This is a genomic window from Arthrobacter sp. P1_A5 (assembly GCF_056406825.1).
Genome location: NZ_JBFTZL010000103.1, coordinates 1 through 13,280 on the forward strand (window position 1 = coordinate 1; position 13,280 = coordinate 13,280).

Annotated in this window: 14 protein-coding genes; 10 read left to right on the top strand and 4 right to left on the bottom strand. The window is 69.4% G+C overall.

Features of this window, described 5'->3' with window-relative positions:
• Positions 1 to 60: 60 nt before the first annotated feature.
• Positions 61 to 282, bottom strand: coding sequence for a hypothetical protein (locus AC1D1S_RS13870; protein ID WP_476994721.1), 222 nt, complete (start codon positions 280 to 282; stop codon positions 61 to 63).
• 570 nt (positions 283 to 852) lie between these two features.
• Here AC1D1S_RS13870 and yidC point away from each other — a divergent pair.
• The 3 genes from yidC (at position 853) to AC1D1S_RS13885 (ending at position 3,969) form a co-directional block, all read left to right on the top strand.
• Entirely contained in the window at positions 853 to 1,656 is an 804-nt protein-coding gene (yidC, locus tag AC1D1S_RS13875; protein WP_476944633.1) for a membrane protein insertase YidC, read from the top strand.
• On the top strand, positions 1,653 to 2,312 hold the full coding sequence (locus AC1D1S_RS13880) for an NAD(P)H-binding protein (protein WP_476944632.1): 660 nt from the start codon (positions 1,653 to 1,655) through the stop codon (positions 2,310 to 2,312). The genes yidC and AC1D1S_RS13880 overlap by 4 nt, the downstream gene beginning before the upstream one ends.
• 85 nt (positions 2,313 to 2,397) lie before the next feature.
• Positions 2,398 to 3,969: a Na+/H+ antiporter gene (locus AC1D1S_RS13885; RefSeq protein WP_476994722.1), complete on the top strand. Its 1,572-nt coding sequence runs from the start codon at positions 2,398 to 2,400 to the stop codon at positions 3,967 to 3,969.
• A gap of 15 nt (positions 3,970 to 3,984) precedes the next feature.
• On the opposite strand, the gene AC1D1S_RS13890 is transcribed toward AC1D1S_RS13885, so the two are convergent.
• Positions 3,985 to 5,163 (bottom strand): ROK family transcriptional regulator, encoded by a 1,179-nt coding sequence (locus tag AC1D1S_RS13890; protein ID WP_476994723.1) that lies wholly within the window; start codon positions 5,161 to 5,163, stop codon positions 3,985 to 3,987.
• A gap of 103 nt (positions 5,164 to 5,266) precedes the next feature.
• Between AC1D1S_RS13890 and AC1D1S_RS13895 the strand changes: the two genes are divergently transcribed.
• The 5 genes from AC1D1S_RS13895 to AC1D1S_RS13915 all read left to right on the top strand — a co-directional run bounded on the left by AC1D1S_RS13895 (position 5,267) and on the right by AC1D1S_RS13915 (position 10,315).
• Positions 5,267 to 6,973, top strand: coding sequence for a glycoside hydrolase family 13 protein (locus AC1D1S_RS13895; protein WP_476944024.1), 1,707 nt, complete (start codon positions 5,267 to 5,269; stop codon positions 6,971 to 6,973).
• Complete coding sequence (locus tag AC1D1S_RS13900) at positions 6,970 to 7,965, top strand: aldo/keto reductase (protein ID WP_476994724.1); 996 nt, start codon at positions 6,970 to 6,972, stop codon at positions 7,963 to 7,965. Before AC1D1S_RS13895 ends, AC1D1S_RS13900 begins: the two co-directional genes overlap by 4 nt.
• A 162-nt stretch (positions 7,966 to 8,127) precedes the next feature.
• A complete protein-coding gene (locus AC1D1S_RS13905) occupies positions 8,128 to 8,991 on the top strand; it encodes an HpcH/HpaI aldolase/citrate lyase family protein (RefSeq protein ID WP_476994725.1) in 864 nt (287 codons plus the stop codon).
• Positions 8,992 to 9,016: 25 nt separating this feature from the next.
• The gene (locus AC1D1S_RS13910; protein ID WP_476945732.1) at positions 9,017 to 9,961 is read left to right on the top strand and encodes a DUF2797 domain-containing protein; all 945 of its coding nucleotides are present in this window, start codon (positions 9,017 to 9,019) and stop codon (positions 9,959 to 9,961) included.
• Positions 9,962 to 10,090: 129 nt separating this feature from the next.
• Positions 10,091 to 10,315 carry a DUF3188 domain-containing protein gene (locus AC1D1S_RS13915; RefSeq protein ID WP_028276510.1) on the top strand — a complete coding sequence of 75 codons (225 nt, stop codon included), beginning with the start codon at positions 10,091 to 10,093 and terminating at the stop codon, positions 10,313 to 10,315.
• Here the strand turns inward: AC1D1S_RS13915 and AC1D1S_RS13920 are convergent.
• Positions 10,305 to 12,002: a SulP family inorganic anion transporter gene (locus AC1D1S_RS13920; protein ID WP_476994726.1), complete on the bottom strand. Its 1,698-nt coding sequence runs from the start codon at positions 12,000 to 12,002 to the stop codon at positions 10,305 to 10,307. The genes AC1D1S_RS13915 and AC1D1S_RS13920 overlap by 11 nt on opposite strands.
• The gene (locus AC1D1S_RS13925) at positions 11,999 to 12,412 is read right to left on the bottom strand and encodes an ArsR/SmtB family transcription factor (RefSeq protein ID WP_243181114.1); all 414 of its coding nucleotides are present in this window, start codon (positions 12,410 to 12,412) and stop codon (positions 11,999 to 12,001) included. Before AC1D1S_RS13925 ends, AC1D1S_RS13920 begins: the two co-directional genes overlap by 4 nt.
• Before the next feature lie 218 nt (positions 12,413 to 12,630).
• Between AC1D1S_RS13925 and AC1D1S_RS13930 the strand changes: the two genes are divergently transcribed.
• Both AC1D1S_RS13930 and AC1D1S_RS13935 read left to right on the top strand, forming a co-directional pair.
• The gene (locus tag AC1D1S_RS13930) at positions 12,631 to 13,122 is read left to right on the top strand and encodes an FAS1-like dehydratase domain-containing protein (RefSeq protein ID WP_243181113.1); all 492 of its coding nucleotides are present in this window, start codon (positions 12,631 to 12,633) and stop codon (positions 13,120 to 13,122) included.
• Positions 13,123 to 13,124: 2 nt separating this feature from the next.
• On the top strand, positions 13,125 to 13,280 hold a 156-nt coding region (locus AC1D1S_RS13935), incomplete at its 3' end, for a MaoC/PaaZ C-terminal domain-containing protein (RefSeq protein WP_476994727.1).

Consider the following 13,280-nt stretch of genomic DNA (forward strand, 5'->3'; position numbering starts at 1 on the left):
GTCCCGGGCAACCCAACCCGGGACCGCTTCCCCACGCCCTTGACAAACGATCACTACATATCAGACGAACAAAATGTGGAGCACCACCATGAGGGCGCCGGCACCGAAGAGTAGCGAGCAGAACAGGATGCCTATGCCCTCCATGCCCTGGGCTTGCTCAGCCTTGTCCCTGACGGCAAGTACTTTGAACTTTTCCGTGATCAGGTACACCTGATACGCGGCTATGCGCCTACGGAAGACGAACCACGCCGACGCCACAAGCATGAACACGATGCCTTCCACGATTGCCTTGCCTCCACAATCCGCCGCTAGGGTGCCCTTGCCCCGAGCCTACTGGGCGGGGATCCAGTCCTCGGGTCCTTCACCTGACATTCTGTCCGGTTGCCCCCGTCCTCTCATGCCCCCCTCACAAAGGGGAGGGGGAGGGACCCGCGACAGCCCCGCCGCTGTCCCCGGTAGTGATAGCGCCTCCGACGTCGTACGGGATAGAAGCTGACAGGCCCGTCTGAGGTGGGTTTGGGCCAAAGTGGGACTGAGAGAGGGGGCGGTTGGTACCTCCCACCTCTACACGCTCAGGGAATCCTGTTTTCGGCCACGCTAGGGGATAGCTTGCGGCCCAAGTGGCGGCTGTAGCTCCGCCACGGCACCGGCTCGTCGGTGGGGAAGGTGGCGACTACGGGAATGCACTTCGCGCAGGGAGGATTAAAAAATCAACGGCGTCAGTGCAGTGCGGGCACGCCCGGACACCGGCTGAATCGTCTCCTGGTCAGCGGTGTGCCTTCCGCAACGCGAGCCCGTGACAAGCGGCTTGTTTCGCCGTAGCTTTGCAGCAACTGACGGTTGGGGATATCAGTGGACCTTCTTGGCACCATCATGGCCCCGTTCAAATGGCTGGTCTCAGCCATGATGGCGGGTTTCCATGACGGACTCAGCGCCATCGGCATGCCGGCGGCCAGCGGCTGGACCTGGACGCTGTCCATCATCGGGCTCGTGCTGGTGATCCGCGCCGCCCTGATCCCGGTGTTCCTCAAACAGGTCAACGTCCAGCAGCGCATGAGGCGGCTGCAGCCGGACCTGAAGAAGCTCCAGGACAAATACAAGGGCAAGACCGATCCGGTCTCCCGCCAGGCCATGGCGCAGGAACAGATGGCCCTCTACAAGGCGCACGGCACCAACCCGTTCTCCGCCTGCCTGCCCCTGCTGATCCAGATGCCCTTCTTCTTCGCGCTGTTCCAGATGCTGTCCGGCATCAGCTCGGCCAAATCCAGCGGCCAGGGCGTCGGGGCAATGAGCCCCGAACAGGTCGCGCAGTTCGACGAGTCCACAATTTTCGGCGCCCCGCTCTCGGCTTCGCTGCTGCACGGCGGCGGCGGCGGCAGTCAGCTCTCGGTGTGGATCCTCTCCATTGCGATGATCCTGGCCATGACGGCCTCACAGCTCATCACGCAGCGGCAGATCATGGCCAGGAGCCTGTCCGGCGAGGCCGTGGCGACTCCGCTCATGGGCCCGCAAAAGGTGCTGCTGTTCAGCCTGCCGGTCGTCTTCGGTGTGGGCGGGATCGTGTTCCCCATCGGCGTCCTGATCTACTGGACCACCACCAACCTGTGGACCATGGGGCAGCAGTTCGCTGTCCGGTGGGACAGAATGGGACCATGACGCGCATCGCAATTATCGGCGGCCACGGCAAGGTGGCTTTGGAACTGTCCAGGATCCTCGCGGCGGAAGGGCACGGGGTCACCTCCTTTATCCGCAACCCGGACCATGCGGCCGACGTCGCGGCCACCGGCGCCACGCCGGCGCTGCTGGATGTGGAGAACGCGACGACGGCGCAGATCGCCGGAGCCCTCCACGGACACGACGCCCTGGTGTGGTCGGCCGGAGCCGGCGGCGGCAGCCCCGAACGGACCTACGCCGTGGACCGCGACGCCGCGATCCGTTCCATGGACGCCGCGGCGGAAGCGGGCGTCAGCAGGTACGTCATGGTGTCCTATTTCGGGGCCGGGCCGGACCACGGAGTCCCCGCGGACAACGGCTTCTTCGCCTACGCCGAAGCCAAGGCCGCGGCGGATGAGTACCTGCGCGGTTCAGGCCTTGACTGGACCGTCCTGGGCCCCGGAACGCTGACCACGGGACCCGGCAACGGGATGATCGACGTCGACCCCGCCGACACGTCCGACGGCACCGAAACCGCCCGGGCCAACGTCGCCCTGGTGGCGGCGGCGGTCCTCGGGCTGCCGGCCACGATCGGGCGCACCATCGAGTTCCGGGACGGCACGCTCCCGCTCGCGGCCGCGCTGGAACCGTTGGGCTAGCCCAGGACCCTTCCCGATAGGGTGGTGGGGGCGGTCCGCGCATCCACCCGGGATGCCCCGGCCCGCCTCCGGGGAAAGCGGGCACATGGATCAGTTGGCACTCATCGTTGGACTTCTGCTGGCTACGGTGGGCGCTGTCGGTCTCGGGGAGAAGCTGAGGCTGCCCTACCCGGTGCTGATGCTGATCCTGGCCGTTGCCCTGACGTTCATCCCCGGCTTCCCGGAGATCCAGATCCCGCCGGAGCTGATCCTGCCCATTTTCCTGCCCCCGCTGCTCTTCGCGACAGCGCAGCGCAGTTCGTGGGCTGTTTTCCGGGTCCGCTGGCGCACGTTGCTGATGCTTGCCGTCGCGCTCGTGGTGGTCTCGACGGCGGTGGTCGCCGGCGCGGCCTGGCTCATGATCCCGGGCATCGGCATACCGGCCGCGATCGCCCTGGGCGCCATGGTGGCCCCGCCCGATCCCGTGGCCGTGGACTCCATCGCCAGCCGGGTCCACATGCCGCGGCGGCTCATCAACGTGCTCCAGAGCGAGGGCCTGTTCAACGACGCCGCTGCCATCGTCATCTTCCAGGCGGCCGTGGCCGCCGCCGTCGCCGGTACCAAGATTGCCTCCGACGTCGTCCTCCAGTTTGTCCTGGGAGCTGCGATCGCGGTGGTTGTGGGGATCGGCATGGGCTGGCTCACGAGCCTGATCACCCGCCTGGTGACCTCCATGGTGGCCCGGAGCGCCGTCACCCTGGTGGTGCCGTTTGCCGCCTACATCCTGGCCGAGGAGGTGCACGCCTCCGGGGTGATCGCCGTCGTCGTCACCGCGCTGGAAATGCAGCGGCACTCCCGGCCCGGGGACGCCGCGGAGAGGGTCACCCGCACCGCGTTCTGGGACGTCGTGGAACTGCTGGTCACCGGCCTGGCGTTCGGGCTGGTGGGGCTGGAAGTACGGCAGGTCATCCACGACGAAGGCAGCGGCGTTTTCGGCATGGTCGGGACGGCCGCGGTGGTGTGCGTCCTGGTGTTCGCCGCACGCTTCGCATGGCTGGCCATGATGTCCGGCCTCTCCCGGGCGAGGAAGGATGTTCTGCGCCCTACTTCGGCCAAGGACGTTCTGATACTCACGTGGTGCGGCATGCGGGGCCTGGCCACCCTGGCGCTGGCCCTGGCTCTTCCGCTAACCGTTGCGGACGGCACGCCGTTCCCTGCCCGCAGCGAGCTGCTGGTGATCGCCTGCGCCGTGCTGCTGGCCACCCTGGTGCTGCCCGGGCTGACGCTGCCGTGGCTCATGCGGGTCCTGAAKGCGTCCGAGGACGGTTCCGAAGAACGCGACGCCGCCCGCGTATTGGCGAGCCGGGCGCAACAGGCAGCGATCGCGGCCCTGAAGGACAATGAGCTCATGAAGGAGCTGCCGGCGGATAAGGTGGCGCTCGTGAAGGAGAAAATGACCCGGCTGCACGCCGAGCTGCTGGACGGGAGCCTGCGGAATGAAAGCGCGGGGGAGCAGCGTAAGCGTGGCCGGGAACTGGCGATTGCGGTGCAGACGATCGCCCTCGATGCGGCCCGCCGGGAAGTCGTAGCGGCCCGGAACGAGCCGGGCATGGACCCGGAAGTCGCGGACCGGGTGCTGCGGCAGCTGGACCTGCGCACCATGATCATGCCGGACTAGGGCAACRGACCAGGGTCAGCCCCGCGCGGGGAGGGCCAGCTCCAAGGCATTCGCCTCAACGTAGTCCAGGGCGTGCCGGACCGCGCCCGCCGTGACGATCGCGTCGCCCAGGGGTGAGACCGTCACCCGCGGGGGAGTCGCGGTGAAGCGGGGAAGCAGCGCTGTGATGCCGGGCAGGAGCGCCCCGGCGGACTCGGCGACGGCGCCGCCGATCACCACCTGCTCGGGGTTGATCAGGCTCGCGATCGAGGCGATGACCCGGGCCATGCGCTCCGAAATCCGGTCCAGGATGGCCAGGGCCGCGGGGTCTCCCGCGGCCGCGTCCGCGAAGACGCGCGGCGCACTGGCAGGGCCGCCCGCGGAGGGGCCGCCGCCGGCCGCCGACCACTGCCGCACCAGGGCCGCGATGCCGTCGCTGGAGCCAACACCTTCCACCATGTCCAGATAGCCCATCTCGCCGGCGGCCCCGCCGCGGCCGTGGAGCAGGCGGCCGGATTCCATCACGCCGGCGCCCAGGCGTTCGCCGGCCAGGAGCACCACCAGATCATCCACGCCCACACCGGACCCGCGCCAGCGCTCACCGAGCGCAGCCAGGTTGGCGTCGTTCTCCAGGAGCACGGTCCAACCGTGCAGCTCCTTCAGCGCGGAGCGGAGCCCGACGTCGAACAGGCTCCAAAAACGCTGCGTCACCAGAACGTTGCCGTCGCGGTCCACCGGCGCTGCGATCCCGGCGCCGACGGCCAGGACCCTGCCCGGGTCCGCTCCCGCGGCTTCCAGCGCCTCGCGGCAGGCGAGATCGACGACGCCGATCCGCTCCTGCGCGGGGATGTCCGCCGCGCGGAAGCTTCCGCTGGAACGGCCGATCACCGTGCCGCGGAGGTCGGCCACGGCGGCGGTGGTGGTCGCGGCACCAATGTCCAGGCCCAGCACGAAGCCCGCTCCCCGGTTGAAGGCAAAGCGCCGGGCCGGCCGGCCCTTCCGCGGACTTGCCGGGTCTGCGGGCTGGTCCTGCTCCACGATCCAGCCCCGGCCGATCAGGTCCTCGCAGACGGCAATCACCGAGGCCCGGGTCAGCCCGGTCAGGGCCATCAACTCGGTTCCGGTGGCAACATCGGCGCCGCGGATGTGKCGCAGCACGGCCTGGGCGTTGACGCGGCGCAGCAGCTGCGGCGTGGCGGCGGCTGCGTGCGGCATCACTTCTTGACCTCTTCTGTCCCCGGACCCATAATTGTTCAGGCAATATATTTAGCTTGTATCTAAATTACCAGAAGCCCTCCCAGACCCGAAGGAMTCTCCTTTGACCAACACCGCCACGCTGGCAACCCTGTCCGGTTCCGACCTCGCCGCCGACCCCAACTGGTGGCGCCAGGCATCGGTGTACCAGATCTACCCGCGGAGCTTTTCGGACTCCAACGGTGACGGCCTGGGCGACATCAAGGGCATCACCGCCAAGGTCCCGTACCTGAAGGACCTCGGGATCGACGCCGTCTGGCTCTCCCCGTTCTACCCCTCGGCCCTCGCCGACGGAGGCTACGACGTCGACGACTACCGCGACGTGGACCCCAAGCTCGGCACCTTGGCGGACTTCGACGAGATGTCCGCCGCGCTGCACGCCGCCGGCATCAAGCTCATCGCCGACATCGTCCCCAACCACTCCTCGAACCGGCACGAGTGGTTCCAGGAGGCCCTGGCCTCCCCGCGCGGCTCCGCGGCCCGCGAGCGCTACATCTTCCGCGACGGTCTCGGCGAAAACGGCGAGCTCGCGCCGTCGGACTGGGAATCCGTCTTCGGCGGCCCCGCCTGGGAGCGCATCACCGAGCCCGACGGCACGCCCGGCCAGTGGTACATGCACATCTTCGCCAAGGAACAGCCGGACCTGAACTGGGCCAACCGGGAAATCCGCGACGACTTCCTCAAGACGCTCCGCTTCTGGTCCGACCGCGGCGTGGACGGCTTCCGCGTCGACGTCGCCCACGCGCTGACCAAGGACCTCACCGAGCCGCTGATCTCCAAGGTGGAGCTCAGCGCCGCCAACACCGGAACGGACGGCTTCCCGGACGGCTCGCACCCGTTCTGGGACCGCGATGAAGTCCACGAGATCTACGCCGAATGGCGCGAGGTGTTCAACGAATACAACCCGCCGCGCACCGCCGTCGCCGAGGCCTGGGTGCACGCCACCCGCCGCGCCCGTTACGCCAGCCCGGAGGGCCTGGGCCAGGCGTTCAACTTCGACCTCCTGCAGGCCGACTTCGACGCCGGCGAGTTCCGCGAAATCATCGCCCGGAACCTCGCCGAGGCCACCGAGTCTGGTGCCTCCTCCACCTGGGTTTTCTCCAACCACGACGTCGTCCGCCACGCCACCCGCTACGGGCTGCCCCAGGGCGGCGGCAAGCACGCCCAGGGCCAGGACGGCAAGGGCTGGCTGCTGGCCGGCGCCCCCGTCGAGGAGCTCGACGTCGAACTCGGCCTGCGCCGGGCCCGCGCCGCGACCTTGCTGATGCTGGCCCTGCCGGGTTCGGCCTACCTCTACCAGGGCGAGGAACTGGGCCTGCAGGAAGTCGCGGGGATCCCCGACGCCGAGCGCCAGGACCCCACCTTCTTCCGGAACAAGGGCGTGGAGATCGGCCGCGACGGCTGCCGCGTGCCCCTGCCCTGGGCCCCGGAGGGCACTTCGTTCGGCTTTGGCGCCGGCGGGGCACACCTCCCGCAGCCGGCCTGGTTCAGCCGCTACGCGGTGGCAGCCCAGGACGGCGTGGAAGGCTCCACGCTCGAGCTCTACCGCAAGGCCCTGAAGCTGCGCCGCGAACTCCAGACCTCGGAGGAACTGCAGTGGCAGGAATCCGGCAGCGCCGACGTCCTGCGCTTCAGCCGTCCCGGCGGCTGGCAGACGGTGACCAACTTCGGCGACGCGCCGGTTGACCTGCCGGCCGGCGAGGTGCTGGTCAGCAGCGGCCCGCTGGATGGCGGGCAGCTGCCGGCCAACACCACCGTCTGGCTGCGGTGAGTCCCGCACCGCAGGTTTCGCCCGGCACGCACGCAGGCGCCGGGAACCTCCCCCAGGAACTCGTCTACGGCTGCATGGGCCTGGGCGGCGACTGGTCGGCCGAGCCGTACTCGTCCGCACACGTGGACGAGGCGGCTGCGGCCATCGAGGCCGCCCTGAACGCGGGCATCACACTGTTCGACCACGCGGACATCTATACCAACGGCAAGGCCGAAGCCGTCTTCGGCGAGGTCCTGGCCCGCACCCCCGGGCTGCGGGAGAATATCCGGCTGCAGACCAAGTGCGGCATCCGGCTCAATGAGCAGGGCCTGGAGGCCTACTACGACCTCAGCCGGGACGGCATCCTGGCGCGGGTCAACGAAAGCCTGGCCCGGCTCCGGGCGGACTACGTCGACGTGCTCATGCTGCACCGCCCGGATCCCCTGATGGATCCGGCGGAGGTGGCCTCCGCCGTCGGGCAGCTCATGGCCGAAGGCAAGGTGCGGGCCGTGGGCGTGTCCAACATGTCGGGCCCGCAGATCGAGATGCTGCAGGACCGGCTCGAGGTTCCCGTGGTGGGCAACCAGCTCGAAATGAGCCTGCTGAAACGGGCGTGGCTGGAAAGCACGGTGCTGGTCAACCATGCCGAGGGCACGGACTACAGCTTCCCGCACGGGACCGTGGAGCACTGCGTCCGGAACGGCATCCGGCTGCAGGCGTACGGGTCGCTGGCCCGCGGCCTCTACACCGGGGCGCCGGCGGCCGCGCGGMCGCCGGCCGAGGAGGCTGCCACCTCCCTCGTGGCCGCCCTGGCCGCCGAGAAGGGGACCACGGGGGAAGCGATCGTGCTCGGCTGGCTCATGAGGCACCCTGCCGGGATTGCGCCCGTGATCGGCACCGCGAACCCGGACCGGATCCTCGCCTGCGCCGGCGCCCCCGAGGCCGCCGCGGCGATGACGCGCGCCGAGTGGTACGGGCTCTGGGTCGCGGCCCGGGGAAGCAACATCCCCTAGGCGGTCCGCCCCACCCAACTGGCCGGCCGTCTGGCCGTTTTGAGCCTGGAAACGGCTTCTGCTGTCGGCCAGCTGGGCAGGGATGTGATTTTGGTCGTAATGGTCGCCGCTGAAGGCCGGATCGCTTAGCGGCAAGTGCCCCCGGGCGACTAGCGTAGATGCATGACCTCTACCACCACCGCCGAATCACTTCGGCCCCAACGCAACATCCCGGCCGACATCGCCCGCTCCTGGCTGCTGGTTAACGCGATGAAGACCGACCTCTTCGACCAGTCCGCCGTCTCCCGGGCCGATGCGATCATCCTCGACATCGAAGACGCGGTGGACCCCTCGCAGAAGGACGCCGCCCGCGCCAACGTCGTGAACTGGCTGACCGCCGGCGGCAGCGCATGGGTCCGGATCAACGACGCCACCAGCCCGTTCTGGGCCGACGACCTCGCCGGCCTGCGCGGCACCCCCGGACTGCTGGGCATCATGCTGGCCAAAACCGAATCGGCCGACCAGGTCACGGAGAGCTTCCACCGGATGGACGGCAAGACCCCGGTGATCCCCCTGGTCGAGTCCGCCGTCGGCATCGAGGAAGCCAACAACATCGCCAAGGCCCAGGGCGCCTTCCGCCTGGCCTTCGGCTCGGGCGACTTCCGCCGCGACACCGGCATGGCGGCCACCGCGGAAGCCATGGCCTACCCCCGCGCCAAGCTCGTTGTGGCCAGCCGCGTGGGCAACCTGCCCGGCCCCATCGACGGCCCCACCRTCGGGACGAACCACCCGATTCTGCGCGAACAGACCGGCATCACGGTGATGATGGGGATGACCGGGAAGCTCTGCCTCGCGATCGACCAGACCCCGGTCATCAACGAGGTCATCAGCCCCACCCCGTCCGACGTCGCCTGGGCCACGGACTTCATGGCCGACTTCGAGGCCAGCGGCCGCGTCATCCGGGACGGTTCCGACCTGCCGCGCCTGGGCCGGGCCGAGAAGATCATGAAGCTCGCCGTGGCCTTTGGCGTGCAGCCGGCCCTGTAGCCACATCACCACCGCAGGAGACCCCGTGACCGATACCCGCTATCTGGTGCACGGGGTCTTTTGGGATGGTCCGGCGCCGGGGCCCGCCGCAGCGTCCGGCGGCAGGCCACCGGCGATGCGCCTGCAGGGCCCTGGCGGCGCCTTCACCGCACTGACGCTCGACCCCGGCACCCGCCTCGGTTTCCGGCTCGCCGCCCCGGGCAAGCACTGCCTCGGGCACCACCAGGTGCACGGACCCGCGGACCGGGACCACGTCCTGTGCCCGGACCGGGCTCCCGCCGCAAGGGGCAGCCAGTGCGAGCGGTGCTTCGTGCTGGACGACTCCCGGCTGATCCATGACTTCCACCGCGGCGGCCGGGTCCCGCCGGGCCTGCGCGCGTACCTGATGCAGCCGCACTGGCTCTACGTCGCCACCTTCGCCAACGGGGCCAGCAAGGTCGGCACCGCGTCCCACCCGCGCAAATGGAACCGGCTCGCCGAGCAGGGCGCCGTCGTCGCCCGGTACGTCGCCCGTGCCGAGGACGGCCGCGTGGTCCGCCTCCTCGAGGACATGATCACGCGCGAGGCCGGGCTGCCGCAGCAGGTCCGCGCTGCCGCCAAGGCCGCTGCGCTGCTCGCCCCGGCAGCCGCCGTCGACCTCGACGCCCTGAACGGACGGCTGGCAGGGGAGGCCCGGACCCTGCTCGCCGGTGCCGGCGGGGAGGGCTTCGCGGTGGTGGATGAACGGTGGGCCCGGCCGGAGCTCTCCGCGAAGGCCTGCGCCCCGGCTGCCCGGCACGCCTATCCGCACGACCTCGCGGCCGGAGCGCACGGGTTCCGGATCGACGCGCTGAGCGGCAGCATTGCCCTCGCGGCGCTGGATGGCAGCGGACTGGAATTCGTGGTGAACCTGGGCCAGCTCAAGGCCCGGGTGATCGAACTCGGTGACCACGGCTCGGATGTCCCGGCCGTGCAGGAAGCCTTGTTCTGACGCTGGATTTGCCCCGCGACGCGCAAATTACCGGACGCGCCCGTATTCCCGCGCCGGCAGGCAATGTGAGTGTCGCCAGGAATTTTTGCGGCTCGCGGCGTCGTCCGGCCGCCCCGGTAGACTGGCACGGTGCTGAATGAATTCTGGGCCACCGCGTCAACCACCTACAAGGTGCTCGTCTTTAGCGCCATGGGCCTGATCGCCCTCGGCATCATCCTCAGCGTGGTGGGCAACAGCACCGGCAACCAGCCCCTTGCCCTCGCCTCACTGGCAGTGATCGGGCTCGGCCTGATCCTGCACATTGCCGGGCTTGTGGTCCGCGGCCAGGCGATCCGGAAAAACCTCAAGCGCTAGCGGCCGCGTTCCGCACCACATGGCTCCGGGCATGCTCCACCGCGTCCGGGAGGGATGTGAACAGGTGCTTGTGATGCCGCAGTGAGCGGATGACCCCCACATTGGTCACGAGCTCCAGATGCTGCGGCTGGACCCCCTTCAGCAGGACCGTGACCCCGCGCAGCTCCAGCGCGGAGACCACCTCAACGAGCATGTGGGCGCCCGTGGCGTCCAGCATCCGCAGCTGGGAGAGCCGGATGACGGCCACCTGGATGTCCCGGACCTGGCTGATCTCCTGCAGGACCCGCTCCGCTGCACCGAAAAACATGGCCCCGTCCAGCCGGAAGATGGCGATGTGCTCGTCGCCCGGAACCGGCGGCCCCGGGATGTCTTCGCGCCGGACCCCGCTCAGCGAAGCGAATGTCCGCAGCGTGAACACGGCGGCCGCGGCGAGTCCGATCTGGATGGCCACAATGAGGTCGAAGGCGACGGTAATGAGGGCGGTGACCACGAAGACCGCGGCGTCGGCCCGGGTGGAGCGCAAAATCGCCGTGACGGTGTGCCGCGAGACCATGCGGACGGCCGTGACCATGAGGATGCCGGCCAGCGCCGCCAGCGGGATCCTGCCGACGAGCCCCGCCGCCAGGTAGATGATGGCCAGCAGCACCAGGGCGTGCACCACCGCGGAGAGCCGGGTCTTGGCCCCGGAACGGACGTTCACGGCGGTCCGCGCGATCGCGCCCGTCGCGGGYATGCCGCCGAAGAATCCGGCAGCGATCGAGGCCAGCCCCTGGCCGGTGAGCTCCCGGTCCGGGCTGTACGCGCCGGACGGACGGCCGTCGGGGCCGACCATGCCGGCGGCCACCCGGGCCGAGAGCAGGGATTCGATGGCGGCGAGCGTCGCGATGGACACGGCCGGCATCAGCAGGCCTCCCAGCGCGGCCGGATCGACAGAGGGCATCGAGGGCGCCGGCAGGGAGTGCGGAAGCGCGCCGATCCGCGGTATGTCCAGCGCCAGCATCTCCGACGCCGCGGTGGTGAGCAGCACCGCGATCAGGCTCGCGGGCAGGGCCTTGCTCAGCCTGGGCAGCAGGTACATCACGGCCGCGACGCATGCCACCACCGCGAGCGTTTCCAGCACGGTCGGCATGGTGGCCTGCGACGCGCTCTCGACGGCGGCCAGGAGGGTGTTGTGGCCCGGCGTTCCCTCGGTGCCCGTGGCCAAGGGAACCTGCTGGAGGAAAATGATGGCGGCGATGCCGAGTGTGAAACCCTCCACGACCGGCCACGGGATGAACGCGACGGCCCGGCCCAGCCCGCTGGCGCCCAGGACCACGACCAGCAGCCCGGCCAATACAGAGACCAGGGCAATGCTGCCGACGCCGTGGACGGCGACCACCGGGGCCAGGACCACCACCATGGCGCCGGTCGGGCCGGAGACCTGGACGTTGGATCCGCCCATGACGGCGGCGACAAGTCCTGCCACCACTGCGGTGATGAGTCCGGCCTCCGCCCCGACCCCGGAACTGACCCCGAAGGCCAGGGCCAGGGGGAGCGCCACAATGCCCACCGTGATGCCGGCGAACAGGTCCGTCTTCCAGGCGGACCTCAAGAGCTCGTAGTCGCGGCGGGACGGCACAAACCGGGCGAAGCGTCCCCGTGCCGTGGCAGATGTCGTCGCCGGGTCTGCTGCCTGGGCCGCGCTCACGTTGCCGTGGCGTCGAGGCGGCCGGTACTGTCGCCGTCGCCCGCGCGGTCGAGGTGGCCTGCCGGCAGCTCCTGCGCTATCCGGAGCTGTTCGCTGGAACCGGCCAGGGTGTCCAGCAGGAAGACCCGGGCAATCGCGAGCAGCTCCTTGATCTTGGGATGAGTCAGCCGGTAGGTCACGACATTCGCCGTCCGGACCGACGTCACCACACCGTGCCGGCGCAGCGTGCCCAGATGCTGGGACAGGTGCGAGGGCTCCAGCCCCGTCTCGGCGAGTAGGTAACTGACCGGCGCCGTATTGTCCGGCGCGGCCGCCAGAAGCTCGAGGATCCGGATTCGGGCCGGGTGCGCCAGGGCTTTGAACAGGTTGGCCTTGATTTCATACAGGGGGGTCTGCGCGGCGGAGATCATGGCGGGGAAACACTTTCTCGCATCCGTTCGCGGCGCGGTGCGGCGGCGCCCTCGGCGATTCGGATTGATGGATTGATGTTTTCATCATATCGCGCCGGTCAAGACCCGCCGGAGCGCCGGTCAAGACCCGCCGGAGCGCCCGTCTGTGCCCGTCCGGTTCCCGGCGCGCACCCTGTCACGAAGCCGGACGGCTCCGGGCGTGGCGATAGGCTGGAACCATGACTATCAATCCGGACCTGCAGGGGCGCAGCTACCCTGCCGCAGAGGTGTATGACGTCGGCCGCGAGAAGATCCGCGAGTTCGCGCGCGCGGTCAAGGCCACCCACCCTGCCCACTTCGATGTTGCCGCCGCCGAGGCGCTGGGTCACAGGGACCTCGTGGCGCCGCCGACCTTCGCCATTATCGTCGCGCAGCGCGCCGACGCGCAGCTGATCGAGGATCCGGAATCCGGGATCGACTTCTCCCGCGTGGTCCACGCCGACCAGCGGTTCACGCACCACCGCCCGATCGTCGCGGGGGACCGGTTGGTCGCCGAACTGCACGTCGACGGCGTCCGCGCCATGGGCGGCGGAGCCATGATCACCACCCGCTCGGAAATCTTCGCCCTGGCCCCCGGCGATGCCACCGGTGTCGCCGGCGATGCCACCGGTGTCCGGGAGCCGGTCGCTACCACCACCTCGTCCATCCTGGTCCGCGGAGAGGGACAGTAGCCATGAGCATCGACATCGCAGCACTCACGGTCGGCCAGGACATTGGCAGCCGCAGCATTACCGTCACCCGCACCGACCTCGTCAAGTACGCCGGCGCATCCGGTGACTTCAACCCGATCCACTGGAACGAGGCCTTCGCCACCGGCGTCGGCCTGCCG